17 protein-coding genes are annotated in these 24,150 nt (G+C 68.5%); 15 read left to right on the forward strand and 2 right to left on the reverse strand.

Features of this window, described 5'->3' with window-relative positions; genetic code table 11:
- The first annotated feature begins 292 nt into the window (after nt 1-292).
- Complete coding sequence (locus ACZ3HV_RS35475; protein ID WP_465690937.1) at nt 293-6,631, forward strand: RHS repeat-associated core domain-containing protein; 6,339 nt, start codon at nt 293-295, stop codon at nt 6,629-6,631.
- A gap of 4 nt (nt 6,632-6,635) precedes the next feature.
- Complete coding sequence (locus ACZ3HV_RS35480; protein ID WP_465690939.1) at nt 6,636-6,941, forward strand: hypothetical protein; 306 nt, start codon at nt 6,636-6,638, stop codon at nt 6,939-6,941.
- Here the strand turns inward: ACZ3HV_RS35480 and ACZ3HV_RS35485 are convergent, their stop codons facing one another.
- Entirely contained in the window at nt 6,942-7,682 is a 741-nt protein-coding gene (locus ACZ3HV_RS35485) for a GntR family transcriptional regulator (RefSeq protein ID WP_465690941.1), read from the reverse strand. It lies immediately after the preceding gene.
- Nucleotides 7,683-7,946: 264 nt separating this feature from the next.
- Here ACZ3HV_RS35485 and ACZ3HV_RS35490 point away from each other — a divergent pair, with 264 nt between their 5' ends.
- The 13 genes from ACZ3HV_RS35490 (at nt 7,947) to ACZ3HV_RS35550 (ending at nt 23,252) form a co-directional block, all read left to right on the forward strand.
- Nucleotides 7,947-8,945: a Gfo/Idh/MocA family protein gene (locus ACZ3HV_RS35490; protein WP_465690943.1), complete on the forward strand. Its 999-nt coding sequence runs from the start codon at nt 7,947-7,949 to the stop codon at nt 8,943-8,945.
- A gap of 154 nt (nt 8,946-9,099) precedes the next feature.
- Nucleotides 9,100-9,981, forward strand: a complete 882-nt coding sequence (locus ACZ3HV_RS35495; RefSeq protein ID WP_465690945.1) for a TIM barrel protein — start codon at nt 9,100-9,102, stop codon at nt 9,979-9,981.
- Entirely contained in the window at nt 9,981-10,931 is a 951-nt protein-coding gene (iolC, locus tag ACZ3HV_RS35500) for a 5-dehydro-2-deoxygluconokinase (protein WP_465690947.1), read from the forward strand. The genes ACZ3HV_RS35495 and iolC overlap by 1 nt, the downstream gene beginning before the upstream one ends.
- A gap of 341 nt (nt 10,932-11,272) precedes the next feature.
- Nucleotides 11,273-12,151, forward strand: a complete 879-nt coding sequence (locus tag ACZ3HV_RS35505) for a Cgl0159 family (beta/alpha)8-fold protein (RefSeq protein ID WP_465691050.1) — start codon at nt 11,273-11,275, stop codon at nt 12,149-12,151.
- Complete coding sequence (gene iolB, locus ACZ3HV_RS35510; protein WP_465690949.1) at nt 12,148-13,050, forward strand: 5-deoxy-glucuronate isomerase; 903 nt, start codon at nt 12,148-12,150, stop codon at nt 13,048-13,050. Before ACZ3HV_RS35505 ends, iolB begins: the two co-directional genes overlap by 4 nt.
- Nucleotides 13,051-13,104: 54 nt before the next feature.
- Nucleotides 13,105-15,018 (forward strand): 3D-(3,5/4)-trihydroxycyclohexane-1,2-dione acylhydrolase (decyclizing), encoded by a 1,914-nt coding sequence (gene iolD, locus ACZ3HV_RS35515; protein ID WP_465690951.1) that lies wholly within the window; start codon nt 13,105-13,107, stop codon nt 15,016-15,018.
- Nucleotide 15,019: 1 nt separating this feature from the next.
- A complete protein-coding gene (locus ACZ3HV_RS35520) occupies nt 15,020-15,913 on the forward strand; it encodes a sugar phosphate isomerase/epimerase family protein (protein WP_465690953.1) in 894 nt (297 codons plus the stop codon).
- A 79-nt stretch (nt 15,914-15,992) separates the two neighbouring features.
- The gene (locus tag ACZ3HV_RS35525) at nt 15,993-16,988 is read left to right on the forward strand and encodes a sugar ABC transporter substrate-binding protein (protein ID WP_465690955.1); all 996 of its coding nucleotides are present in this window, start codon (nt 15,993-15,995) and stop codon (nt 16,986-16,988) included.
- A gap of 9 nt (nt 16,989-16,997) precedes the next feature.
- Nucleotides 16,998-18,044, forward strand: coding sequence for an ABC transporter permease (locus ACZ3HV_RS35530; RefSeq protein ID WP_465690957.1), 1,047 nt, complete (start codon nt 16,998-17,000; stop codon nt 18,042-18,044).
- The gene (locus tag ACZ3HV_RS35535; RefSeq protein ID WP_465690959.1) at nt 18,041-18,955 is read left to right on the forward strand and encodes an ATP-binding cassette domain-containing protein; all 915 of its coding nucleotides are present in this window, start codon (nt 18,041-18,043) and stop codon (nt 18,953-18,955) included. Before ACZ3HV_RS35530 ends, ACZ3HV_RS35535 begins: the two co-directional genes overlap by 4 nt.
- Nucleotides 18,952-20,004: a Gfo/Idh/MocA family protein gene (locus tag ACZ3HV_RS35540; protein ID WP_465690961.1), complete on the forward strand. Its 1,053-nt coding sequence runs from the start codon at nt 18,952-18,954 to the stop codon at nt 20,002-20,004. Before ACZ3HV_RS35535 ends, ACZ3HV_RS35540 begins: the two co-directional genes overlap by 4 nt.
- 45 nt (nt 20,005-20,049) lie before the next feature.
- Entirely contained in the window at nt 20,050-21,540 is a 1,491-nt protein-coding gene (locus ACZ3HV_RS35545) for a CoA-acylating methylmalonate-semialdehyde dehydrogenase (protein WP_465691052.1), read from the forward strand.
- 551 nt (nt 21,541-22,091) lie between these two features.
- Nucleotides 22,092-23,252: an aminoglycoside phosphotransferase/kinase family protein gene (locus tag ACZ3HV_RS35550; protein WP_465690963.1), complete on the forward strand. Its 1,161-nt coding sequence runs from the start codon at nt 22,092-22,094 to the stop codon at nt 23,250-23,252.
- Here the strand turns inward: ACZ3HV_RS35550 and ACZ3HV_RS35555 are convergent.
- A complete protein-coding gene (locus tag ACZ3HV_RS35555) occupies nt 23,238-24,125 on the reverse strand; it encodes a LysR family transcriptional regulator (RefSeq protein WP_465690965.1) in 888 nt (295 codons plus the stop codon). The genes ACZ3HV_RS35550 and ACZ3HV_RS35555 overlap by 15 nt on opposite strands.
- Between the last annotated feature and the right edge of the window lie 25 nt (nt 24,126-24,150).

A 24,150-nucleotide genomic window follows, 5' to 3' on the forward strand; every position in this document is an offset into this window, starting at 1 on the left:
AAGTCGGCTCCACCCGCCAACCCGGATCGGCCAACAGCGTGGTCGCGGCATTGGTCAACCTACGGCGATGACGTGTCCCCAGATCTGGTCGATGGGCACGTCAGCGGACACCATCGCAGCGGCGAGGGGAGAAATGACGCTCTGCCTCACCTGGCCGGCAGTGACCCCCCTCGGCGGCGCGGGGTACTTGTCTAGGCCACAGTTGACAATGACCTCCAACCTCGGAGAGGTTTGGTCACATCGTGTTTACGCCCGAACACGATGTGACGCCAACACTCTGGGGGAGTGAGGCATGGTTTCGTCCCGTCCGAAAGCCATCACTGCAGGTGTCGTAGCACTCGCCGTACTGACCGGTGGGCTTCGCATACCACCCGCCGCGGCGGCCGATCCGAAGAAACCGGCGGCGGTGTCGGCCGAGGATTCGGTCATCACCGTTCCGAGCAGATCGGTCCCGCAGCAACTCGATCCGTCCACCGCCGGCACCGCTCGTCCGCAGGCGACACCGGTCAAAGTGGTCTGGCCGTCCGCCGGCACGACGACCGTCGATCTCACCGGCTCCAGCAGCTCTCGCAGCGCTGGAGCCGTTTCCTTGCAACCGGTCGCCGGCGGTCCCGAGCAGGTGACGGTGGCGACGTACGACCACCAGGTCGCCGAGAAACTCGGTGGTCACGGTGTCGCGCTGAAGCTGATCCGCGCCGACGGCAGCCGCCGCGCCGCACCCGTCGGTGTGACCGTCGACGTGGCCGGCTTCGCCGGTGCGTACGGCGGGAACTTCGAGTCCCGGCTCCGCCTGATCGCCAAGCCCGCGTGCGCGCTGACCACACCCGCGTCGGCCGCCTGCACCAGGAGCATTCCGGTGCCGAGCAAGATCAACCTGGTCGACCACAAGCTCACCGCGACCTTGCCGGCCGCGCAGCAGGGGATGGTGTACGTCGTCGCCGCCGCAGCGAATGGCGAAGCCGGCTCGTACACGGCGACCAAGCTGTCCTCGTCGAGCAAGTGGTCCGTCGGCCTGCAATCGGGTGACTTCAACTGGAGCTACCCGATCCCCAAGGTCGCCGCGATCTCCGGCAAGGCTCCGGATCTGGACCTTTCGTACTCCTCCCAATCAGTCGACGGCATGACCGCGGCCGAGAACGCGCAGCCCTCCTGGGCCGGCCTCGGCTGGAGCCTCGAGACGCCGTACCTGGAGCGGCGGTACAACGGCTGCTCGGACGACGGTGGTGACACCGGCGACCTGTGCTGGGCCGGTGACCAGCTGATGCTGTCGCTCGAAGGTACGTCGTCCGAACTCGTGAAGGACAAGGCCGCCGGCGGTGACGTCTGGCGGGCCAAGCAGGACCCGGGCTGGCGGGTCGAGCGCAAGAAGGACGCGGACAACGGCGACAACGACGGCGAGTACTGGGTCGTCCAGACGCCGCAGGGGATGACGTTCACCTTCGGCCGCGGCAAGCAGGCGACCACGGGGACGGCGACCAACTCGGTCTTCACGGTTCCGGTCTTCGGTGACGACGACGGCGAGCCGTGTCACCAGGGCAATGTCGAGGATTCCTGGTGCACCCAGGCCTGGCGCTGGAACCTCGACGGCGTGGTCGATGCCCACGGCAACAGTACGACGTACTTCTACGACGTCGAGAAGAACAAGTACGCGCGCAACGGCGAGTCGGGCAAGTCCACCGAGTACGTCCGCGGCGGTCACGTCCGCGACATCGTCTACTCGCAACGGTCCGGCGACGAGGGTACGACGGCACCGGCCCGACTGCACTTCACCTCCGAGCTGCGCTGCATCGAGGCCGCCGACGGGTCCGGGACGTGTCCCGCGTTCGACAAGGACCACGCGTCGTCGTACCCCGACGTACCGATGGACCAGGTGTGCACCGGCAGTTGCACCGGCGACGAGCAGAAGTCGCCGAGCTTCTTCACCAATCAGTTGCTCCGCTCGGTCAGCGCCCAGCGCAACGACGGCAGCGACTTCGTGGACGTCGACCGGGTCGACTTCACCTACTCGTTCCCGAAGCCGTCCGACGGGACCAGTGCGTCGTTGTGGCTGGAGAAGTTCCAGCAGGTCGGGCTCGGTGGGTCTGGCGCCGAGTCCTTGCCTGCGGTCGTGATCGCCGGTCGCGAGTCGCCGAACCGCGTCGACGCCGCGCCCGGCAGCGGCGTACCGAAGCTGGAGAAGCTGCGCGTCACCACGGTGACCGACGAGCTCGGCCGCCGGGTCGAGGTCGGCTACGGCCAGCCGGACGGGTGCACGATCGACGACTTCCCCGAGGGCAAGGCCGACACCAACACGCAGACCTGCTTCCCGGGTTGGCGTTCGAACGGGGACAGCTCCGGCTTCGGCTGGTGGCACCGGTACCTGGTCAGCAAGGTGACCGTGGTCGACCAGGCTGGTGGCGCACCGCCGCAGGTCAACGAGTATCGCTATCGCGGCAAGCCGTCCTGGCATTACGACGATGACGATGTCACGCCGGCCAAGCGGAAGACGTGGAGTGACTGGCGCGGGTACGGATCGGTCGACGTGGTGAAGCTGTCCGACCCGGGCTTCCGGGGCGAGCAGGCCGCGCGCCCACTGGAGATCACCCGCAACCTGTTCTTCCAGGGCATGGACGGCGACCGGCTGGCTGGTGGCGGGACCAAGTCGGTCGACGTGGTCGACTCCACCGGCGCCTCGGTGAAGGACGTGCCGTGGCTGCGCGGTAAGGATCGCGAGACCCAGCAGTTCCAGCTCGACGCGTCCGGTGCACCTTCGTATGAGCTCGGTGGCTCACTGCACAGCTACATCTCGGCGCACACGACCCCGCTCGATCCCGGCAAGACCAATCCCGACGACGACGCCCACCTGGTCGTCGAGAGCGAGTCGGTCAAGCGGGAGGCCGTCGTACCCGAGTCCGGTGGCGCACGCAGCACCCGGACGACGACGATGACCACGACGTACGACGCCTACGGCCAAGCCACGGACGTGGTCGACACGGCCGGCGACGACGTTCGCTGCACACGCACCAATTACGCCCGTGACGACGCCACCATCAGCGACTGGATGCTGGCCTTCCCGTATCGGATCCGCACGTACGAAGGCAGCTGCTCCGCACCGAAGAGCCTGATCTCGGCGAAGGACCAGTCCTACGACGGCTCCGACACGGCCGGCGGTCCCGTCACCAAGGGCGACGTCACCAAGACCGTCTCCGCCGTCACCGCGTCCGGCCCGAACGACATCACCAAGTCCACCTCCACCTCAGCCACCTTCGACGCCTACGGCCGAACCCTCACCGAGACCGACGCCAACGGCAACACCTCCACAACCGCCTACACCCCGGCCACCGGCCGCCCGACCACGGTCACCGAAACGAACGCACTCGGTCAGGTCGACATCACGACGACGGACCCCGACCGCCAGCAACCCCTGACAGTCAAAGACGCCAACAACCAGGTCACCACCACGACCTACGACGCTCTGGGCCGACTAGCGACCGTGCGCCTGCCCGGCCAAGCCGCTGACGCACCGGCCGCCAAGGCCTACGAGTACAAGCTCGATCCGGCCCACCAGAATCCGCCGTTGATCGTCAGCAAGCAACTCCAGTCAGGCACGACCTACGTGACCACGTGGTCCTTCCTCGACTCCCATGGCCGCGACCGGCAGGACCAGGAGGTCTCACCGGCCTCGACGTCCGGCGAGCCCAAGATGATCGTCACCGACACCCGGTACGACGACGCCGGGCATGTCGCGGCGGAGACGCTTCCGTTCGTCGTACCGGCCGCCGTAGGCAGCGGGTTGCAGGCCGCCCCTGCGGACAAGGTGGTCGAGACCCGGCGTGACTACGATCCGCTGGGCCGGGAGACCAAGGCCACCCAGGTTGCCCAGGGCACGGACAAGTGGTCCGCGGCGACTGAGTACTTCGGTGACCACACGCGGACCACGCCACCGTCGGGTGGTGTGGTCAAGACGACCTGGACCGATGTGCGTGGGCGGCCGGTGCGCTCGGAGGACGGCGCCGGGGCGGCGAAGGCCGTGACCACGATGACGTATCACCCGTCCGGTCAGCTCGCGACCAGCACCGACCCGGCCGGGCACCGCTCGACCTTCAGCTACGACCTCCTCGATCGCCGCACCGAGGCGACCGATCCCGATGCCGGACGATCCCGCGCCGAGTTCGATGCGGTCGGCAATCCGGTGGCCACCTGGGACGCCAAGGCGCTGGCCACCGGCGGCGGACCCACGCTCTCGACCCAGTACGACAAACTGAACCGGCCGACGGCTCGCTGGTCCGGTCCGGTCGGCACCGGGAAGCAGGTCGCCACGTGGAGCTACGACTCGACCGAGATTCCCAACGGCATCGGCCGGGCCGCCGCGCAGACCACCATCGCGAACGGAAGGGAGTTCACCCGATCGGTCGTCGGCTACGACCAGCGAGGCCGCGCGAGCGGGCAGCGCTGGAGCTTCCCGCAAGGCGTCGGTGGCCTGCTGCACGGCTCGGACTTCACGGTGGCCTACGGCTACGACGACGCGGATCACGTGGTCACCAAGACCTACGCGGACGCCGTGCTCGGCACACCGAAGGAGACTGTCACCACCGGGTACGACGCACTGGGCAATCCCTCGACACTGTCCGGCGAACTGACCGATCCGCTGACCGGCGACAAGCGAACCGACGCCTACATCGACTCGACGAGTTACGCCGCGGACGGCAAGCTCGGCGCGCGAGTCTACGCGAACGCCAACCATTCCCTGCGGCGCGCGTACGGATACGCCGAGGACACCCAGCGCCTGGCTCGGATCCAGACTCTGGTGGGCAATCCGCTGACCGGCGACGAGAAGTCCGAGCAGGACGACACCTACGGCTGGGATCCCGCCGGCAACATCCAGCAGATCACCGACACGACCGGTGCGAAGCCGGTCGCGACCTGTTTCGACTACGACGGACTGAACAGGCTGGCGCATGGCTGGACGACGTACCAGACCGATTGCTCCGACGCGTCGGAGCAGTCGGTCCACGACGGCCCAGCCGGATTCAACCAGTCGTGGACCTACTCACCGGACGGGAACGTCCTGTCCGCGACGTCGCTCGGTCACACCAGGAACTACACGTACGGCGACAGCGCGCATCCGCATGCGGTCACCCGGGCAGGCGTCGAGTCGTTCGCGTACGACGCCAACGGCGCGATGGTCGAGCGGCCCGGACTGCTCGGTGGGCTGATCCCGACCAGGCTCGCCTGGAACTCGCAGCACCAGCTGGAGTCGGAGACCAGCACGCTCGTCAGCAAGACCGAGTTCGTGTACTCGCCGGACGGCACCCGGATGGCCCGGGTGGATCCGCTCGGGATCGCGGCGACGCTGTACATCGACGGCGCCGAGATCACCGTGGTGGCCGGGGTGCTGAAGACCGCCACCCGGTTCTACGACCAGGCCGGTGTGGGGGTCGCACAACGACTCACCCTCGGCAACAAGGTCTGGCAGCTCAACGATACCCAGGGCTCCGCGCAGATCTCGGTCGCCGACGGTACGTCGATTGCCGCCCGGACCTACTACACGCCGTTCGGCGAGATCCGGAACCTGCTGCCGGCCCTGCCCACCGAGCACGGCTGGCTCGGCAAGACCAAGGATCCGACGACCGGACTTGTCGCGCTCGGTGCTCGCTATTACGACCCGGACCTGGGCCGGTTCCTGTCCACCGACCCGGCAAGTGACGTCACCAGCGCACAGGCCGCGAACGCCTACTCCTATGCGGAGAACAACCCCGTCACCTACCTCGACCCGACCGGTCTGTGGAGTCTGTCGGGAGCGTGGAACGCGGTGAAGAGCGGCGTCAGCAACGCCGTCGACTGGGTCGATGAACACAAGGGCCTGATCACCAACATCGCCGTCGGCATCGGGGTCGGCATCGCGATCGGCGCGGTCTGCGCAACGGGTGTCGGGTGCGTGATCGCGGCCGGCGTGGCAGCCGGTGCGGCCGGGGCCGCGGCCGGGTACGGAGTCGACGTTGCCGACGGCAAGAAGGACTTCTCCTGGGGCGGATTCGCCACCGAGGTGGGCGTGGGAGCCGCGATCGGCGGGCTCAGCGCGGGCATCGGTGCCGGTGTCGGCGCCGGAGCCCGAGCCCTGGCCAGTACTACGGCCGGCAAGGCTGTCACGGCCGCGGCGAGCAAGGTCGGATCCTCGCTGGCCAACTCCGCCAGATCGGCGACCTCGGCCGTCTCGGGCGCGGTGAAGGCCGGGGCCGGCAAGGTCGCCACGGCGGCGAAGTCGGTCGCGTCCAAGGCCGCCAAGTCTCCCGCGCTCCGCAGCACCAAGGCATCCGGCAGCGGCCCCAAGCTGCCGATGACGATGGAGTGCGTCTGCGCGGTCGCCAAGAAGTACGGGGTCGACATCTCGGACGTGAAGGTCGGCATCGACAAGTCGAAGGCGGGTCTGGCCGGCTCGACCGCTCCGAACCAGCGGGTCACCTTGTACCGGGACGCGTTCAAGAACGAGGAGCAGTTGGCTCGGACGCTTGCTCACGAGCGCTTCCACGTCGACCAGATCCGGTCCGGGATGGGGTATCCGAAGAGCTACGACGAGGGCAACGCGTGGGAGCGGGCCGCACACGAGTTCGAGGATGCTTGGTGGGCTGCGCAGCAGGGTCCGACAGGATAGGTGTATGACCTACAAACCGGGTGTGGAGTTCGCGGCCTGGATGGATGCCTACCAGGTGGTGTACGCGAGTGCGGACAAGGTGCGATCTGTGCCTTGTCCGCACTGCGGCCACACCTGCTTGAACTTGCTGTACGTCGTCCTGGACGAAGCCTCGGAGTCCGGATCGGGGGTGTTCTGGTGCAGCCACTGCTTGTTCGGCCTGATGCCCTTCAGAGCCGTGGTGCCTCCCGGTGCGCCGCGCGCGCTCTCCGGCACCGAGGACGTGCCCGACTACACCCTCGTGGTCGACGACTCCGAGCCGATCGAGTGATCAGCGTTCGGAGACTATGACGTCTACTGAGTATTGGTCGGCTCGGTAGCAGTGGTTGCCGTATTCGACGGGGGAGCCGTCGGCGGCGTAGGCGGAGCGGGTCATGGTGACGAGGGGCTCGGCCTTGGACATGTGCAGGGTGCGGCGTTCGTCGGCGGTGGCGTTGCGGGCGCCGATCCGCTGGCGGGCGACCGTGGGGCGGATCCCGCGGGCCCGGAGTACGGCGTACAGACCGGAGGCGGTGAGTTGCTCCAGCGTGAGGTCGTTGAGGGCTGGGGGCAACCAGTTGCGCATGATCGCGAGCGGCAGGTCGTCGGCGTACCGGAGCCGGACGATCGAGACCAGCGGGGTGCCGGGCGGCAGCTCCAGGACCGCGGCGGCCTGGTCGTCCTGGGCCTCGCAGTCCAGCGACAGGACCTCGGTGCGCGGTGTCCGGCCCTCGCGTTGGAGGTCCTCGTAGAGGCTGGTGAGCTCGGCCTTGCGGTGCACCATCTGGTTCGCGACCGTGGTGCCGATACCGCGGCGGCGGATCAGCAGGCCCTGGTTCACCAGCTCGGAGATCGCCCGGCGGACCGTCGGGCGGGACAGGCTGAGCCGGTCGGACATGCCGAGCTCGTTCTCGAACGGGTCACCGGGGCGCAGCCTGCCGTCGGTGATGGCAGCGGTCAGCTGCTCGGCGAGCTGGTGGTACAGCGGCACCGGACTCGACCGATCGAGCTGGATCGGCAATGCGGCGGTCATGGGGCCTCCCGCCCTGGACTGAGGAGTGCAGGGAGCGAAGCGACCGGAGCGACGAGGGAAGGGCGGGAGTCGAAGCCCCATGACCCGCCGAGCGGCAGCGAGGCCAATAGCACAGTCATGAACGGATGTTACAACAGAGCAGTATGTATGTCTCGACGTCAAAATGTGTTAACAAACTCTTGACACCTCTTCCGGCGGCCGGGAAGCTGGCGGGCAACAAGGGGTGGAGCCGGGGTGTGCGGGGATGAGCAGAGAGGTCGACGTATGCGGATCGGGTTGGTCGGGGTCGGGCGGATCGGGGCGTTCCACGCCGCGACGCTGAAGGGGTTGCCGGCGGTGGACCAGGTGGTGGTCGCGGATGCCGACCCGAGCCGCGCCGAGCTGGTGGCCAAGGAGCAGGGGCTGGAGTTCGCCCCGGACGTGGACGCGCTGCTGGCGAGCGGGCTGGACGGGTTCGTGATCGCGGCCACGACGTCGGCCCACGCGGACCTGATCGCCGCCGGTGTCGCCGCTGGGATCCCGACGTTCTGCGAGAAGCCGGTCGCGACCGACCTTGCCGAGACCCTGCGGGTGGTCGAGCTGGTCGAGGCTTCCGCCGTACCGGTGCACATCGGTTTCCAGCGCCGCTTCGACGCCGGGTACCAGGCGGTCGCCGCGCAGGTGCGGTCCGGTGAGCTCGGGTTCATCCACCACATCAGGGCGAACACCAACGACGCGTTCCCGCCGCCGCAGGAGTACATCCCGACGAGCGGCGGGTTCTTCCGCGACTGCACCGTGCACGACTTCGACATCCTCCGGTTCGTCACCGGTCGCGAGGTCGTCAGTGTGTTCGCGACCGGCGCGAACCGTGGTGAGGCCTTCTTCGGCGAGTACGGCGATGTCGACGCGGCGGCTGCTCTGCTCACGCTGGACGACAACACCTTCGTCTCAGTGAGCGGGACCCGGTACAACGCCGCCGGTCACGACGTCCGGATGGAGGTCCTCGGCAGCCTCGGCTCGGTCGCGGTCGGACTGGACGAGCACACCGCGTTGCGCTCGGCTGAGGCCGGTGTCAGCTTCCCCGGTGGTGAGCCGCACGCGACGTTCATGGACCGCTTCCGCCCGGCCTACGTCGCCGAGCTGACCGCATTCACCGAGGTCGTCGCCGGCAGCCGCGGAGTGCCCTGCACGGTCCGCGACGCCTACCAGGCTTTCCGGACCGCCGACGCCTGCGAACTCTCCCGCCGCGAGAACCGCGTCGTCACCCTGGACGAGATCGCATGACAGTGTCGACGAACGGGCGCGGTCATGGGGCCTCCCGGCCTGGACTGAGGAGCGCAGGGAGCGAAGCGACTGGAGCGACGCGGGAAGGCCGGGAGCCAAGGCCCCATGACCCCGCCGGCGCCGAAGGCCCGGCCAAAAGTAGGGAGATCGACCGATGACTGACCTTGGCCTCCGGATCGCCGGCGCCCCGATTTCGTGGGGCGTGTGCGAGGTCCCGGGGTGGGGCTGGCAGTACGACCCGCAGACGGTACTCACCGAGATGCGCGCCGTCGGCATCGCTGCGACCGAGTTCGGCCCGGACGGTTTCCTGCCCGACGACCCGGCCGAGAAGGCGAAGACGCTGGCCGACCAGGGCCTGCGCGCCGTCGGCGGCTTCGTTCCGGTCGTCCTGCACGATCCGTCGCACGACCCGGCACCCGAGGTGGCCACAGCGCTCGAAGGGTTCGTCGCCGCCGGTGCGACCACCTTGGTCCTGGCCGCAGCGACCGGCCAGGACGGGTACGACGGCCGCCCGGTGCTGGACGCGACCGGCTGGAGCACCCTGTTCGCCAACCTGGACAAGCTGTCCGCGCTGGCCGCCGACCGCGGAGTGCTGGCCACGATCCACCCGCATGTCGGCACCATGGTCGAGAACGCGGACGACGTCGACCGCGTACTGGCCGGCTCGTCGATCGGCCTGACGTTGGACACCGGCCACCTCCTGATCGGCGGCGTCGACCCCGTCGCGCTGACCGTCCGGAGCACCGCCCGGATCAAGCACATCCACCTCAAGGACGTCGACGCGCAGTGGGCCGCGAAGGTCCAGTCCGGTGAGGTGACCTACACCGACGCCGTCCGCCAGGGGATGTACCGCCCACTCGGTGCCGGCGACATCGACCTAGCCACCATCGTGAGCACGCTGGAGAAGGCCGGGTACGACGGCTGGTACGTGCTGGAGCAGGACACGATTCTCCCGGATCGCCCGGCCGACGAGGGCCCGGTGGTCGACGTACGAGCGAGTATCGCCCACCTGCACGAGATCGCGGGGAGCGTGTGATGGCCGGCCGAGTGGACGACGTGCTGACGATCGGGCGGATCGGGGTCGATCTGTATCCGTTGCAGGTCGGCACCCACCTGGAGGACGTCGAGTCGTTCGGGAAGTTCCTCGGTGGCAGCGCGACGAATGTGGCGGTGGCCGCGGCTCGGCACGGGCGGAAGTCGGCCGTGATCAGCCGGACCGGCAACGATCCGTTCGGCACGTTCATCCACCGGACGCTTGGTGAGCTCGGGGTCGACGACCGGTTCGTGAGTCCGGTCGACGGGCTGCCGACGCCGATCACGTTCTGCGAGATCTTTCCGCCGGACAACTTTCCCTTGTATTTCTACCGGTTCCCGAAGGCGCCGGATCTCGTCATCAACCCCTCCGAGCTGGATCTGCAGGCGATCCGGGACGCCCGGATCTACTGGTCGACGGTGACCGGGCTGTCGGCCGAGCCGTCGCGCTCGGCGCACTTCGCCGCCTGGGAAGCCCGTGGCCGCAAGGCGATCACCGTGCTCGACCTCGATTACCGGCCGATGTTCTGGGCCGATCCGAGTGAGGCGCACGAGCAGGTCAGCCGCGCGCTCGACCACTGCACCGTTGCCGTCGGCAACCGCGAGGAGTGCGAGGTCGCGGTCGGCGAGACGGACCCGGACAAGGCGGCGCAGGCGCTGCTGGACCGCGGCCTGGATCTCGCCGTCGTCAAGCAGGGACCGAAGGGTACGCTCGCGCGCACCCGGGACGAGCGGGTCGAGGTGCCACCGTTCCCGGTCGAGGTCGTCAACGGCCTGGGCGCGGGTGACGGCTTCGGTGGTGCTCTCTGCCACGGACTGCTCTCCGGCTGGCCGCTGGAGAAGATCATCCGCTTCGCCAACACGGCCGGCGCGATCGTCGCGTCCCGCCTCGAGTGCTCCACCGCCATGCCCACCACCCAGGAAGTCCTGACATCCATGGGGGAGGAAGCATGACCACACAGGACCCATACCCCGAAGAAGCGCGCCCGATCCCGATCCAGCGCCCACAGGCGAGCCCCGACGACGGACCAACCGTCTTCCAGCCCGGCCCCAACGACCCCACGGTCGCCGCCCAGCGTCCGGGTGCGAACGACCCGACGGTGGTCGCCCAGCGTCCGGGTGCGAACGACCCGACGGTGGTCGCCCAGCGTCCGGGTGCGAACGACCCCACCGTCGAGGTCGCCGTACCGCGGGCGGCGGATGGGCAGACCACGGTGATCGGTGATCTCGAGCTGCCCGTCGACGAGCCGGGGCGGCTGGTCAGCTCGCCGCGGTGGCAGGAGTACGGCGATCGGCTGGCGGAGCTCACCGAGATCCGGGTGCGGCACCCGGAGCGGCTGGCCGAGGCTTGGCAGCAGCGGCGGACCAGGGGGCTCGTCGGCGACGACGGCCGGCTGCTGATCGTCGCCGCCGACCACCCGGCGCGCGGTGCGCTCGGTGTCCGTGGCGACCGGATGGCGATGGCCAGCCGGCCCGACCTGATCGCGCGCCTGATGACCGCCCTGCAACGCCCCGGCGTCGACGGAGTCCTCGCGACCCCGGACATCCTGGAGGACCTGCTGCTGCTCGGAGCGCTGGAGGGCAAGGTCGTCATCGGCTCGATGAACCGCGGCGGCCTGCAGGGCGCCACGTTCGAGGTCGACGACCGCTTCACCGCCTACCGCTCCGCGGAAGAGATCGCCGCCCGCCGGCTGGATGGCGGCAAGATGCTGACCCGCATCGACCTCGGCGACGCCGGCACCGTGGCCACGCTGGAGTCCAGCGCTGCCGCCGTCACCGGCCTGGCCGAGCACAAGCTGATGGCGATGGTCGAACCGTTCTGGTCGACCCGCACCGAGGACGGCCGGGTGACGAACCTGCTCGACCCGGACTCGGTGATCAAGTCGATCCACATCGCCTCCGCGCTGGGTGCGACGAGCGCCTACACCTGGCTCAAGCTTCCGGTCGTGGACGAACTGGAGCGGGTGATGGAGGCAACGACCCTCCCGACGCTGCTGCTCGGCGGCGACCCGACGGTCGCACCGGAAGCGACGTACGCGTCCTGGGGCAAGGCGCTGAGCCTGCCCTCCGTGCGCGGTCTCGTCGTCGGCCGGGCGCTGCTCTTCCCACCCGACGGTGACGTGGCGGCCGCCGTCGACCACGCCGCGACGCTCGTCCACGGAGGTGCCGCATGACCGAATGGTTCAGGCCGGCGGGGTCGACTGCGCGCGACGGGTTCGAGTTGGTGGTGCGCCCGGGCGAGGCCGACTGGCATCACACAGGCCTGTCGATTCGCACCCTGCTTCCCGGCCAGTCGGTCGAGATCGACACCGGCGACTGCGAGTACCTCGTGCTCCCGCTGAGCGGATCGGCCGAGGTCATCATCGACGGCGAGTCGGTTCCGCTCGGCGGTCGTGCCGACGTGTTCGCCGGCGCGACCGACCTCGCCTACGTCCCCCGCGAGACGACGTTCGCCGTCGTCAGCGCCGGCGGCGCCCGGGTCGCGTTCCCGAACGCCAAGGCCGCCAAGGACTTCCCGTTCCGGCGGATCGCGGCCGACGAGGTCGAGACCGAACTGCGCGGTGCGGGCGTCGCCTCCCGGCAGGTCCGGAACTTCGGCATCCCCGGTGTCCTCGACGCCGACTCGATCATCGCCTGCGAGGTGATCACGCCGGCCGGCAACTGGTCGTCGTACCCACCGCACAAGCACGACGAGCACCGGCCGGGCAAGGAGAGCGAGCTCGAGGAGATCTACTACTTCGAGCTGCAGCTGTCCGACGACGTACCGGAAGGTGTCAAGAGCAACGATCCGATCGGCTACCAGCGGGTGTACGGCACCGAGGACCGGCCGATCGACGTCCTCGCCGAGGTCCGCAGCGGCGACCTGGTGCTCGTCCCGCACGGCTGGCACGGTCCGGCGATGGCACCGCCCGGCTACGACATGTACTACCTGAACGTGATGGCCGGCCCGGGCACCGAACGTGCGTGGCTGATCAGCGACGACCCCCGGCACGCCTGGATCCGCGAGCTGTGGAACTCCCAGCAGATCGATCCCCGGCTGCCGTTCGAGCGTAGCGAGGCCGGCGATGAGTGACCCAACCGACCCGCGCCGGCCCGAGGCCCGCGCACTTCTTCCCGGAGGACAGCGATGACGGTACGGCTCACGGTCGCGCAGGCGCTGGTGCGATTCCTGAGCGTCCAGTTCTCGGAGCGCGACGGCGAGCGGCAGAAGCTGTTCGCGGGCTGCTTCGGGATCTTCGGCCACGGCAATGTCGCCGGGGTCGGCCAGGCGCTGTTGCAGTCCGAGCTCGAGGATCCGGCCGCGCTGCCCTACATCCTGGCTCGGAACGAGCAGGCGATGGTGCACACCGCCGCCGCCTTCGCCAGGACCCGTGACCGGCTGCAGACCTACGCCTGCACGGCGAGCATCGGGCCAGGCTCGACCAACATGATCACTGGTGCAGCACTCGCTACGGTCAACCGGCTGCCGGTGCTGCTCCTCCCATCGGACGTGTTCGCCACCAGGGTCGCCACTCCGGTGTTGCAGGAGCTGGAGGCCTTCAACGCCGGCGATGTCTCGGTCAACGACGCCTTCCGTCCGGTCTCGAAGTACTTCGACCGGGTCTGGCGACCGGAACAGCTGCCGTCCGCGCTGCTGAACGCGATGCGCGTACTCACGGATCCGGTCGAGACCGGGGCGGCGACGATCGCGTTGCCGCAGGACGTGCAGGCCGAGGCCCACGACTGGCCGGAGGAGCTGTTCGCGGAGCGCACCTGGTACGTCGCCCGTCCATTGCCTGAGGCATCGATTGTCGGCAGAGCGGCGGATCTCCTCAAGGCGGCCGATCGGCCGCTGATCGTGGCCGGCGGCGGCGTCGCCTATTCTCGCGCGCAGGACGCGCTGCGCGAGTTCGCCGAGGCGACCGGCATCCCGGTCGCGGAATCCCAAGCGGGCAAGGGATCGCTGCGCTACGACCACCCGCAGTCGGTCGGCTCGATCGGCTCGACCGGAACCACGGCCGCGAACGCGCTCGCCCGGGAGGCGGACCTGGTCATCGGCATCGGCACCCGCTACGGCGACTTCACGACCGCGTCGCGGACGGTCTTCCAGAACCCTGCGGTCAAGTTCGTCAACATCAATGTGGCGCGGTTCGACGGTGGTAAGCATGCCGGCCTCCCGGTGGTGGCCGATGCCCGGGAAGCCCTTGTTGCGTTGGGATCCGCGCTCGGCGACTGGTCTGTGTCGGACCAGTACACGGCCTCGGCCACGGAACTCGCAAGGAACTGGGACGGCATTGTGCAGGCCGCCTACAACCCTCCCGAGGACGTGACTGCCAAGCTGGCCGAAGGTCTGCTCACCCAGGGCCAGGTGCTCGGCGCGGTCAACGAATTGTCGGCGCCGTCTGATGTGGTGGTGTGCGCGGCCGGTTCGATGCCGGGCGACCTGCACAAACTCTGGCGGACTCGCGACCCGAAGGGGTACCACGTCGAATATGGCTTCTCCTGCATGGGTTATGAGATCGCCGGCGGTCTCGGCGTCCGCCTCGGCGCGCCGGACCGCGACGTGTTCGTCATGGTCGGCGACGGGTCGTACCTGATGATGTCCAGCGAGCTCGCGACCGCGGTCCAGGAGAACCTCAAGATCATCGTGGTTCTCGTGCAGAACCACGGGTTCGCCTCGATCGGCGCACTGTCGGAGTCACTCGGCTCCCAGCGCTTCGGTACGTCGTACCGCAAGCGCACCGGGGACGGTCGATTGGACGGCGATCACCTTCCGGTCGACCTGGCCGCGAACGTGCGCAGCTTCGGCATCGAGGTGCTGGACGCGCACAGCCGGGCCGAGCTGGAGAAGGCGATCGAGACGGCGAAGGCCGCGACCGGGCCGATCGCGATCCACGTCACCACCGACCCGCTGATCGGTGCCCCGGACAGCGAGTCCTGGTGGGATGTCCCGGTCAGCGAGGTGTCCGAGCTCGGATCCACCCGCGCGGCGTCCGCGGCATACGAGGAATCCAAGAAGACCCAGCGGCCGTACCTGGCCCCGACCGAGGGAAACCACTGAGATGGGCGAGGTCAGCATCGGTACGGCGCCGGACTCTTGGGGAGTCTGGTACGCCGACGATCCGCGGCAGACACCGTGGACCCGGTTCCTCGATGAGGTGGCGGCGGCGGGGTACACCCGGATCGAGCTGGGACCGTACGGCTACCTGCCGACCGACCCGGCCCGGCTGAAGGACGAGCTGGACCGGCGCGGGCTGACGATGACCGCCGGCACCACGTTCGAGCAACTGCATCGGCCCGACGGGTGGGAGACGACCTGGCGAGACGTCGCCGCGACCGCCGAGCTGACAGCCGCAATGGGCGCCAAGCATCTGGTTGTCATGCCGTCGATGTGGCGTGGTGACAACGATGAAGTCGTCGAAGACCGGCTCGACCACGAGGGCCAGGCCAGGCACGGCCGGCAAGTGACCGAGCTCGGCCGGCGCCTCGCCGAGGAGTTCGGGCTCCAGACGCAGTACCATCCGCACGCGGACGGGCATGTGGACACGCAGGACACCGTCGAGCGCTTCCTCGACGAGACCGACAGCGACTACGTGAACCTCTGCCTCGACACCGGTCACATCAGCTACTGCGGCGGTGACAACCTCGATCTGATCCGCAAGTACCCGGATCGCATCGGCTATGTCCACCTCAAGCAGGTCGATCCGAAGGTCCTGGCCGAGGTCGAGGCCGAGGGGATCGGCCTCGACGAGGCGGTCCGGCGCGGTGTGATGTGCGAGCCGCCGTACGGCGTGCCCGAGCTGCCGCCGGTGCTGGACGCGCTCGCAGCACTGGACGTCGACCTGTTCGCGATCGTCGAGCAGGACATGTTCCCGTGCCCGCCCGACGTGCCGCTCCCGATCGCGGAACGCACGCTGGCCTATCTGAGATCCCACGGGGGTGGCGAATCGAGATGACGACCAGCAGAGTGTGAAACTCTCTGGTCCCACGCAACTCCGCGGCGTAGTCGCGGCATCTGAAAGGCTGGTTGAAGTCATGATTAGGTGGCAGAAGAAGGCGGCAGCTGCCGGCGCGGCGTTCGCGCTCGCCGCGGCGTTGGCCGCCTGCAGTTCCTCCGGGGGCAAGCAGGAGGAGCAGAGCTCGAGCGGCAGCGGCGGGAACGTAGCCGACACTCCGCGGATGAAGGTCGCGCTGATCACCCACTCCGGGCCTGGCGACACCTTCTGGGACATCGTCCGGCGCGGTGCCGAAGCCGCGGCCAAGAAGGACAACATCGAGCTGACGTACTCGTCCGACCCGGACGGCGCCGCGCAGGCGAACCTGGTGCAGACGGCGATCGACTCCAAGGTCGACGGCATCGCGGTGACCCTGAACAAGCCGGACGCGGTGATCCCGAACGTGAAGAAGGCCATCGCGGCCGGCATCCCGGTGAGCGTCCTGAACGGCGGTCTCGACTCATGGAAGTCCACCGGCGCAGTCGGGTACTTCGGTCAGGACGAGCGGATCGCAGGCCAGGCGACCGGTGAGAAGTTGAAGCAGCTCGGCGCGAAGAAGGTCATCTGCGTCATCCACGAGCAGGGCAACGTCAGCCTCGAAGCCCGCTGCCAAGGCATCAAGGACAAGTTCGGCGCCGTCGAGAACGTGAACGTCAACGGGACCGACCAGCCGGGCACACAGGCGACGTTGACGTCCAAGCTCCAGGCGGACAAGACCGCCGACTACGTGGTCGCGCTGAACGCCGGGATTGCCTTGACCGCGGTTCAGGCAGCCAAGGACGCCGGGTCGTCGGCCAAGATCGGCAGCTTCGACATGAGCAAGGAGATGGCCAAGGCGGTCAAGGACGGCACCGTCCAATTCGCCGTGGACCAGCAGCCGTACCTGCAGGGTTACCTCGCGATCGACGCGATCTGGCTCTACAGGACCAACGGCAACACCATCGGCGGTGGTGAGGCGACGCTGACCGGGCCGGCCTTCATCGACAAGTCGAACATCGACGCCGTCGAGAAGTTCGCCGCGGCCGGGACGCGCTGAGGCATCGCCATGGCATCGACCATCACATCACCCACGACGCCTGATGATCGCGTCACGACGCGGTCGATCAGCGCCCGTCTGCTGAGCCGTCCCGAGATCGGGTCGCTCGTCGGCGCTGCGGTCATCCTCGTGTTCTTCCTGGTCACGGCGCCGCCGTTCCGCGACATCAACAACACGGGCACGATCCTGTACCAGGCCGCGCTGATCGGTGTGATGGCCGTGCCGGTGTCGCTGCTCATGATCGGCGGCGAGTTCGACCTGTCGGCCGGCGTCGCGGTGACAACCGCAGGACTGACCGCGGGGCTGCTCGCCTACCAATTCAGCCTGAACGTCTGGGTCGGCGTGGTGGCCGCGCTCGTTCTCTCGCTGCTGATCGGTGCGTTCAACGGCTGGTTGCTGATGCGGACCGGTCTGCCGAGCTTCCTGGTGACGCTGGGCACCTTCTTCATCCTGCAAGGCCTGAACATCGCGGTCACCCGGATCGCCTCCGGGGCGGTGGCATCGAACTCGATCAGCGACATGGACGGGTTCAGCACGGCGCACGCGGTGTTCGCGTCGGAGTTCAAGCTGGGCGGCATCACGATCAAGATCATCGTCGTGTGGTGGATCGTGTTCGTGGTCATCGCCGCCTGGGTGCTGCAGAAGACGAAGATCGGGAACTGGATCTTCGCTGTCGGTGGAGACGCCGCCGCTGCCCGGGCCGTCGGCGTCCCGGTGAAGAGGGTCAAGGTCGGGTTGTTCATGGCCGTGGGCTTCTTCGCCTGGTTCACCGGCATGCAGCTGTTGTTCAACTCCAACGGCGTCGTGCAGTCCGGTGAGGGCGTAGGCAAGGAGTTCTTGTACATCATCGCGGCCGTGGTCGGCGGCTGCCTGCTGACCGGCGGCTACGGCTCGGTCGTGGGTGCAGCGGTCGGGGCGCTGATCTTCGGCATGGTCCAGCTCGGGGTCGTGTACGCCGGCTGGAACCCGGACTGGTTCAAGGCCTTCCTGGGCGCGATGTTGCTACTGGCAACCATCGTCAACCTCGTCGTCAAGAACAGGGCGGAAGCACGATGACCACCACGGAGAGCTTCGCGAGCGAGGCGGCCGCCGGCCCGACCACGCCGATCGTCCACCTGGAGGACTGCGGCAAGAGCTACGGCAACATCCACGCGCTCCGGGGGGTGTCGCTGTCGGTTCGGCAGGGCGAGATCACCTGCGTGCTCGGGGACAACGGTGCGGGCAAGTCGACGCTGATCAAGATCATCGCCGGCCTGCACGACTACTCCTCCGGCCGGATGTCGGTGAACGGCGAGGAGCGACACTTCTCCTCGCCCCGCGAGTCGCTGGACAGCGGCATCGCCACCGTCTACCAGGACCTCGCACTGGCGCCGCTGATGTCGGTCTGGCGGAACTTCTTCCTCGGCAACGAGATCACCAGAGGTCCGTTCGGTCAGCTCGACACGACCACGATGAAGCGGATCGCCCAGGAGGAGCTGACCAAGATGGGGATCTCCATCCCCGACCTGGAGCAGCCGGTCGGCAAGCTGTCCGGCGGTCAGCGGCAGTGCGTCGCGATCGCCCGGGCGATTCACTTCGGCGCGAAGGTGCTGATCCTGGACGAGCCCACCGCGGCGCTCGGCGTGAACCAGTCCGGCATCGTCCTCAAGTACGTCGTGAAGGCGCGGGACGCGGGCATCGGGGTCATCTTCATCACCCACAATCCGCACCACGCGTACTTGGTCGGCAACCACTTCGTCGTGCTCAAGCTCGGCCGGGTCGCGCTGGACGTGCACCGGGCGGACATCACGCTGGAGCAGTTGACGACCGAGATGGCAGGCGGCTCCGAGCTCGAGGCGCTGAGTCACGAGCTGCGAGACGCCAACCCCGGTGCCGTCGTCGACCCGGCCTCGGTGGCGAACAGCGACGTCCAGGATCGTCAGGTGGGCGCGGTCGTGGACAATGAACAGAAGAAGGAGGGGCCATGACACTCCGGATCGGCATCGTAGGCGTCGGGGTGATGGGCGCCGACCATGCCGAGCGAGTCGCGCGCCACACCGTGGGCGCTCGCCTCGTCGCGGTCTCCGACCCTGACATCGCGCGAGCCGAGGCTCTCGCGGCGAAACTGTCAGCGGACCCGGCCGCGGGTACGGCGTTCGCCGCGTCGTCTCGTGATGGCGTCCGGGTGGTCGAGGATCCATTGGATCTGATCGCCGCCGATGACGTGGATGCGGTCATTCTGGCGTCGCCGGGGTTTGCTCACGGGGAGCAGTTGTTCGCCTGTCTCGAGCACGGCAAGCCCGTGTTGTGCGAAAAGCCGCTGACCATGGACGCGGCCTCTGCGCTCCAGGTGGTCGAAGCCGAGCACAAGGCGGGACGATCGATCATCCAGGTCGGGTTCATGCGCCGGTTCGATCCTGAGTACGCCGCGCTGAAGGAGTTGCTCGATTCCGGAGAACTGGGCCGCACGCTCCTGCTCCACAACGTGCACCGGAACAAGTCGGTCCCGGCGACGTTCCGCAGCGAGATGATCGTGCGGGATTCGCTCGTGCACGAGGTGGATGTCGCCCGCTGGCTGTTCAGCGACGAGATCACCCGGATCACGGTGCGGGCACCGAAGTCCACCAGCCTCGTCGGCGACGGCGTACTCGATCCGCAGCTGGCTGTGTTCGAGCTCGCGAACGGCGCCATGGCTGACGTTGAGGTGTTCGTCAACTTTCAGGTCGGCTACGAGGTTCGCTGCGAAGCCGTCGCCGAGCGCGGCAGCGCGACGATCGGGCTCGGCTCGGGCGTCTTCACCCGGGCCGGAGGTCAGTGGGGCGGCGCGATGCCGGCCGACTTCCGGGTCCGCTTCGCGCGTGCGTACGACATCGAGGTCCAGCGCTGGATCGAGGCCGCTGCCCGCGGCCAGATCGACGGCCCGAGCGCATGGGACGGCTACGCGGCCGCAGCCGTCTGCGAAGCCGGTATCGAGTCCCTCAGCACCGGCCGTCCCGTCGACGTCGATTTGGCCGACCGCCGAAAAGTCCTTGGCTGACCAGCCTCCCGTCCACTCGTGCAGTAAGGAAGCATCGTGACTGAGATCAAGCGCATCACCCACCTCGTCGCCGGCGCCAGCTGGACCGGCGTCGCCGAGCGCACCAGCAACGTCTACAACCCGGCGACGGGTGAGGTCAGCGGGGAGCTCGACCTCGCCTCGGCGGCCACCGTCGACGAGGTGGTGAAGGTTGCCCACGAGGCGTCCCGGGCGTGGGCGCAGACGTCGCTCAGCAAGCGGACGCAGGTGCTGTTCGCGTACCGCGAGCTGGTGAACCAGCGCAAGGAGCAGATCGCCGCGCTGATCACCGCCGAGCACGGCAAGGTGCTGTCCGACGCCCTCGGCGAGGTGACCCGCGGCCTCGAGGTGATCGAGTTCGCCTGCGGCATCCCGCACCTGCTCAAGGGCGGCTTCAGCGAGGGCGTGTCGACGAAGGTGGACGTGTACTCGATCCGCCAGCCGCTCGGCGTCTGCGCGGTGATCTCGCCGTTCAACTTCCCGGCCATGGTGCCGATGTGGTTCGTCCCGATCGCGGTTGCCTGTGGCAACAGTGTGGTGATCAAGCCGTCCGAGAAGGACCCGTCGGCGGCGAACGCGATGGCCGAGCTCTGGAAGGAGGCCGGCCTGCCGGACGGCGTGGTCAACGTCGTGCACGGCGACAAGGAGGCGGTCGACCGGCTGCTCGAGCACCCGGACATCAAGTCGGTCTCGTTCGTCGGCTCGACCCCGATCGCTCGCTATGTCTACGAGAACGGCACCAAGAACGGCAAGCGCGTGCAGGCCCTCGGCGGCGCGAAGAACCACATGATCGTGCTGCCCGACGCTGACCTCGACCTCGCCGCGGACGCCGCGGTGAACGCCGGCTTCGGCTCGGCGGGTGAGCGTTGCATGGCGATCTCCGCGCTGGTCGCGGTCGAGCCGATCGCCGACGAGCTGATCGGCAAGATCAAGGACCGGATGGCCAAGCTCAAGACCGGCGACGGTACGCGCGGTTGCGACATGGGCCCCCTCGTCACCGGCCCGCACCGGGACAAGGTCTCCGGGTATGTCGCCGCCGGCGTCGAGGAAGGCGCTGACCTCGTCGTCGATGGGCGGGAAGGTGACTTCGACGGTGCGGCCGACGGGTTCTGGCTCGGGCCGACACTCTTCGACAAGGTGACGCCGGAGATGTCGATCTACACCGACGAGATCTTCGGCCCGGTGCTGTCCGTCGTTCGCACGGCGTCGTACGACGCGGCGCTCGACCTGGTGAACTCGAACCCGTACGGCAATGGCACGGCGATCTTCACGAACGACGGTGGCGCGGCCCGGCGGTTCCAGAACGAGGTCGAGGTCGGGATGGTCGGCATCAACGTACCGATCCCGGTCCCGATGGCCTACTACTCCTTCGGCGGCTGGAAGAACTCCCTGTTCGGCGACACCCACGCACACGGCATGGAGGGCGTCCACTTCTTCACCCGGGGCAAGGTTGTCACGTCGCGCTGGCTGGACCCGTCGCACGGCGGGATCAACCTCGGCTTCCCGACCCACGACTGAAACGGGCTGCTTGGGTGTAGCGTCGAAGGCAACCCCCGGGGCATCAGGAGTACCGCGGCGTACGAAGGGCCGGTCGGCCCGTCCGAACCCAGCGAACATCAGCCCCGGGAGTGCGTGATGGCGAAGAACAAAGGCGGACGCGAAGTCCGCAAACCCAAGCAACCCAAACAGCCGAAGGCCAACCCGGCCGACAGCGGGACCATCCCGCCCACCAAGCAGGCGCGGAAGTAACCGATCGTCGCGAACTCCTCGGCCCGGCCGAGCAGCCCGAGCTCTCTGGCCCCGGCCGGGGAGCTCGTCGGTTGTCGGCTGGACGCGCTGGTCACCTGATCGGAGCTGGTCAACCACCCGGCGTCGACAGCCGCTCGGTGCACGCGGCTTGAGCTGGGACCGTTGACCGGTGGGGAGAGGTTGGGTAGCGTTTCGCGGGCGTTGTGAGGACGCGCCGAGACTCGCCGGAAGGCTGGAAGCCACCTCACGGTTCCTTGGTCGAGCGCGGTGGGTAACGCTCTCTTGTGGCCTGTGCGAGTCCGGGTGCGAGAGGACGCGTTGTGAGACTGCTGCCGGATCGACCGAGTATCGAGTACCTGCGCAAAGAGGCCAAGGATCTGCAGGGCGTACTGCGCGAATCCAATCCCGACACCTCGCTGGCGGACGCGCAGCGGGCCTTGGCTGCCGAGTATGGCGAGCGCGATTGGCCGGCGCTCAAGGCCGAGGTCGAGCGGCGGGCCGGGGCGACGCCGACTGCTCCTGATGGGCTGGCTGAGGAGCTGGCTGGTGTGTTCGGGTTGGGCTCGCTGAGCGAGCCGGCGAGGCCGGTTTCGTTCACGCCGATGGGACGGTGCTGGGCGATCATGACCGACCGTGGCCGCTGGCTTGCGGTCACGGTCTACAACTGGATCACCGAGGAGCAGGCGGCGATCGGTGCCCGGCTGCGGGATGCCGCGGTCAAGGCCGGCGTGACCGCGCCGGTCGTCGTACGGAGTCCGCAAGGGCGGCTGATCGAGCGTGTGCGTGACGAGAGTTGGCGCGTTCACGAGTGGATCGAGGTGGGGCCGTCGCCGACCTTGCCGATCTCGACGGCGTTGGCGCGACGGGCGGGTACGACGTACGGGACGCTGCACGCGCTGGCCATCCCGAGCGAGACGCCGATCAACCCGTACGTGATCTGGCGCCGTCCCGAGGCCGATTGGTATCAGCTGCGCGACAGAGCTCGTGCGGCCGGCAAACCGTGGGCCGAGCAGCTCGACGCGTTGCTTCCGGCTCTCCTCGATCTGCACGGGATCGAAGCCGACGTCGCTTCTGCCAAGCTCATCGTCTGCAACCAGAACTGCATCCCGTCGCACGTCCGGCTAGGCCGTCACGGCGAGCTCGTCGTGATGGAGTGGGACTTCGCCGGGTCGCTCACCGCCGAACTGGAGGTCGGCATCGCGCTGACGCACTGGACCATGCGGCCGTCGATCAACCCGAAAGCGGTTGCGGCGTTCCGCGAAGGCTATCTCGACGTCGCGGAGTGGCCGAAGCTCGACCTGAGCTCGTTCGGCGTCGCCGTGACCGCTTGGCTCAACTGGACCTACAACGCGATCTGCGAGGCGATCGATCCGGATGGTCCGAACGATCCGGAGCGCGCCGGGTTCCTCGAGCGGGAGGCCGTCGGTCTCCTCGACCGGCCGATGACACGTGCCGGCCTCGAGCAACTACTCGACGTCTGACTCGCCCGAGAGTACGGACGCCAGCGCGGCGGCGGCCGGTTCCGTGAGGTGGCCGTGCAGGAGCTCGATCCGGTGGACGAGCCGCGGCGTGGTGACAGGTACGGCGGCGATGCCGGCCGAGGCGGCTGACTGGGGGAGGACGGCCAAGCCGTGGCCGGCGGCAACCAGGGTCAGCAGGCTGTGGAGGTCGGTGCCGGTGTAGGTGAGGCCGGGACGGAAGGCGTCGGACCCGGTGGCGGTGCGCAGGGTGGACAGCGGCGCGGCGAGGTCGGGGGCTTCGATCCAGCGGGCGTTGGCGAGGTCGTGAAGGGCGAGGGCGCGACGGCGGGCCAGCGGGTGGTCTTTCGGGAGCGCGAGTACCAGCGGCTCGTGGGCGACGGCCGTGGTGCGGAGTGATCCGGCGTCGGACAAGCGGAGTGGATCGCTGGGGGCCGCGATGCCGTCGACCAGGCCGAGGTCGAACTCGCCGGCCGCGACGCCTTCGGTGACCGCCGCGCGGCCGCAGACCGTCAGCGCGACCTCGGTGCCCGGCCGGGAGCGGCGTACCTCGCGCAACGCGATGGCCAGGTGGCCGGCGGCCAAGGGGGAGGCGGCGATGGTGAGCGCGCCGGGTGGGTCGGCGATGGTACGGCGGACGTCGGCCCGGGCGGCGTCCAAGCGGAGAAGGATGGGGCCGGCGTGTTCGAGGAGACGCTCGCCGGACGGGGTCGGGACCACGGGACGGCGGTGCAGGAGCGGCGTACCGAGGTCGTGTTCGAGGGCGGCGATGTGCTGGGAGACGGCCGACTGGGTGTAGCCGAGGCGGGCCGCGGCGGCGGAGAACGAACCGCACTCGGCGACCGCGACGAAGGTCCGCAGCAGGTGAGGATCCACGCCGATCAGTATCGCTTATCGACTG

This window comes from Kribbella sp. NPDC020701, from assembly GCF_055562215.1.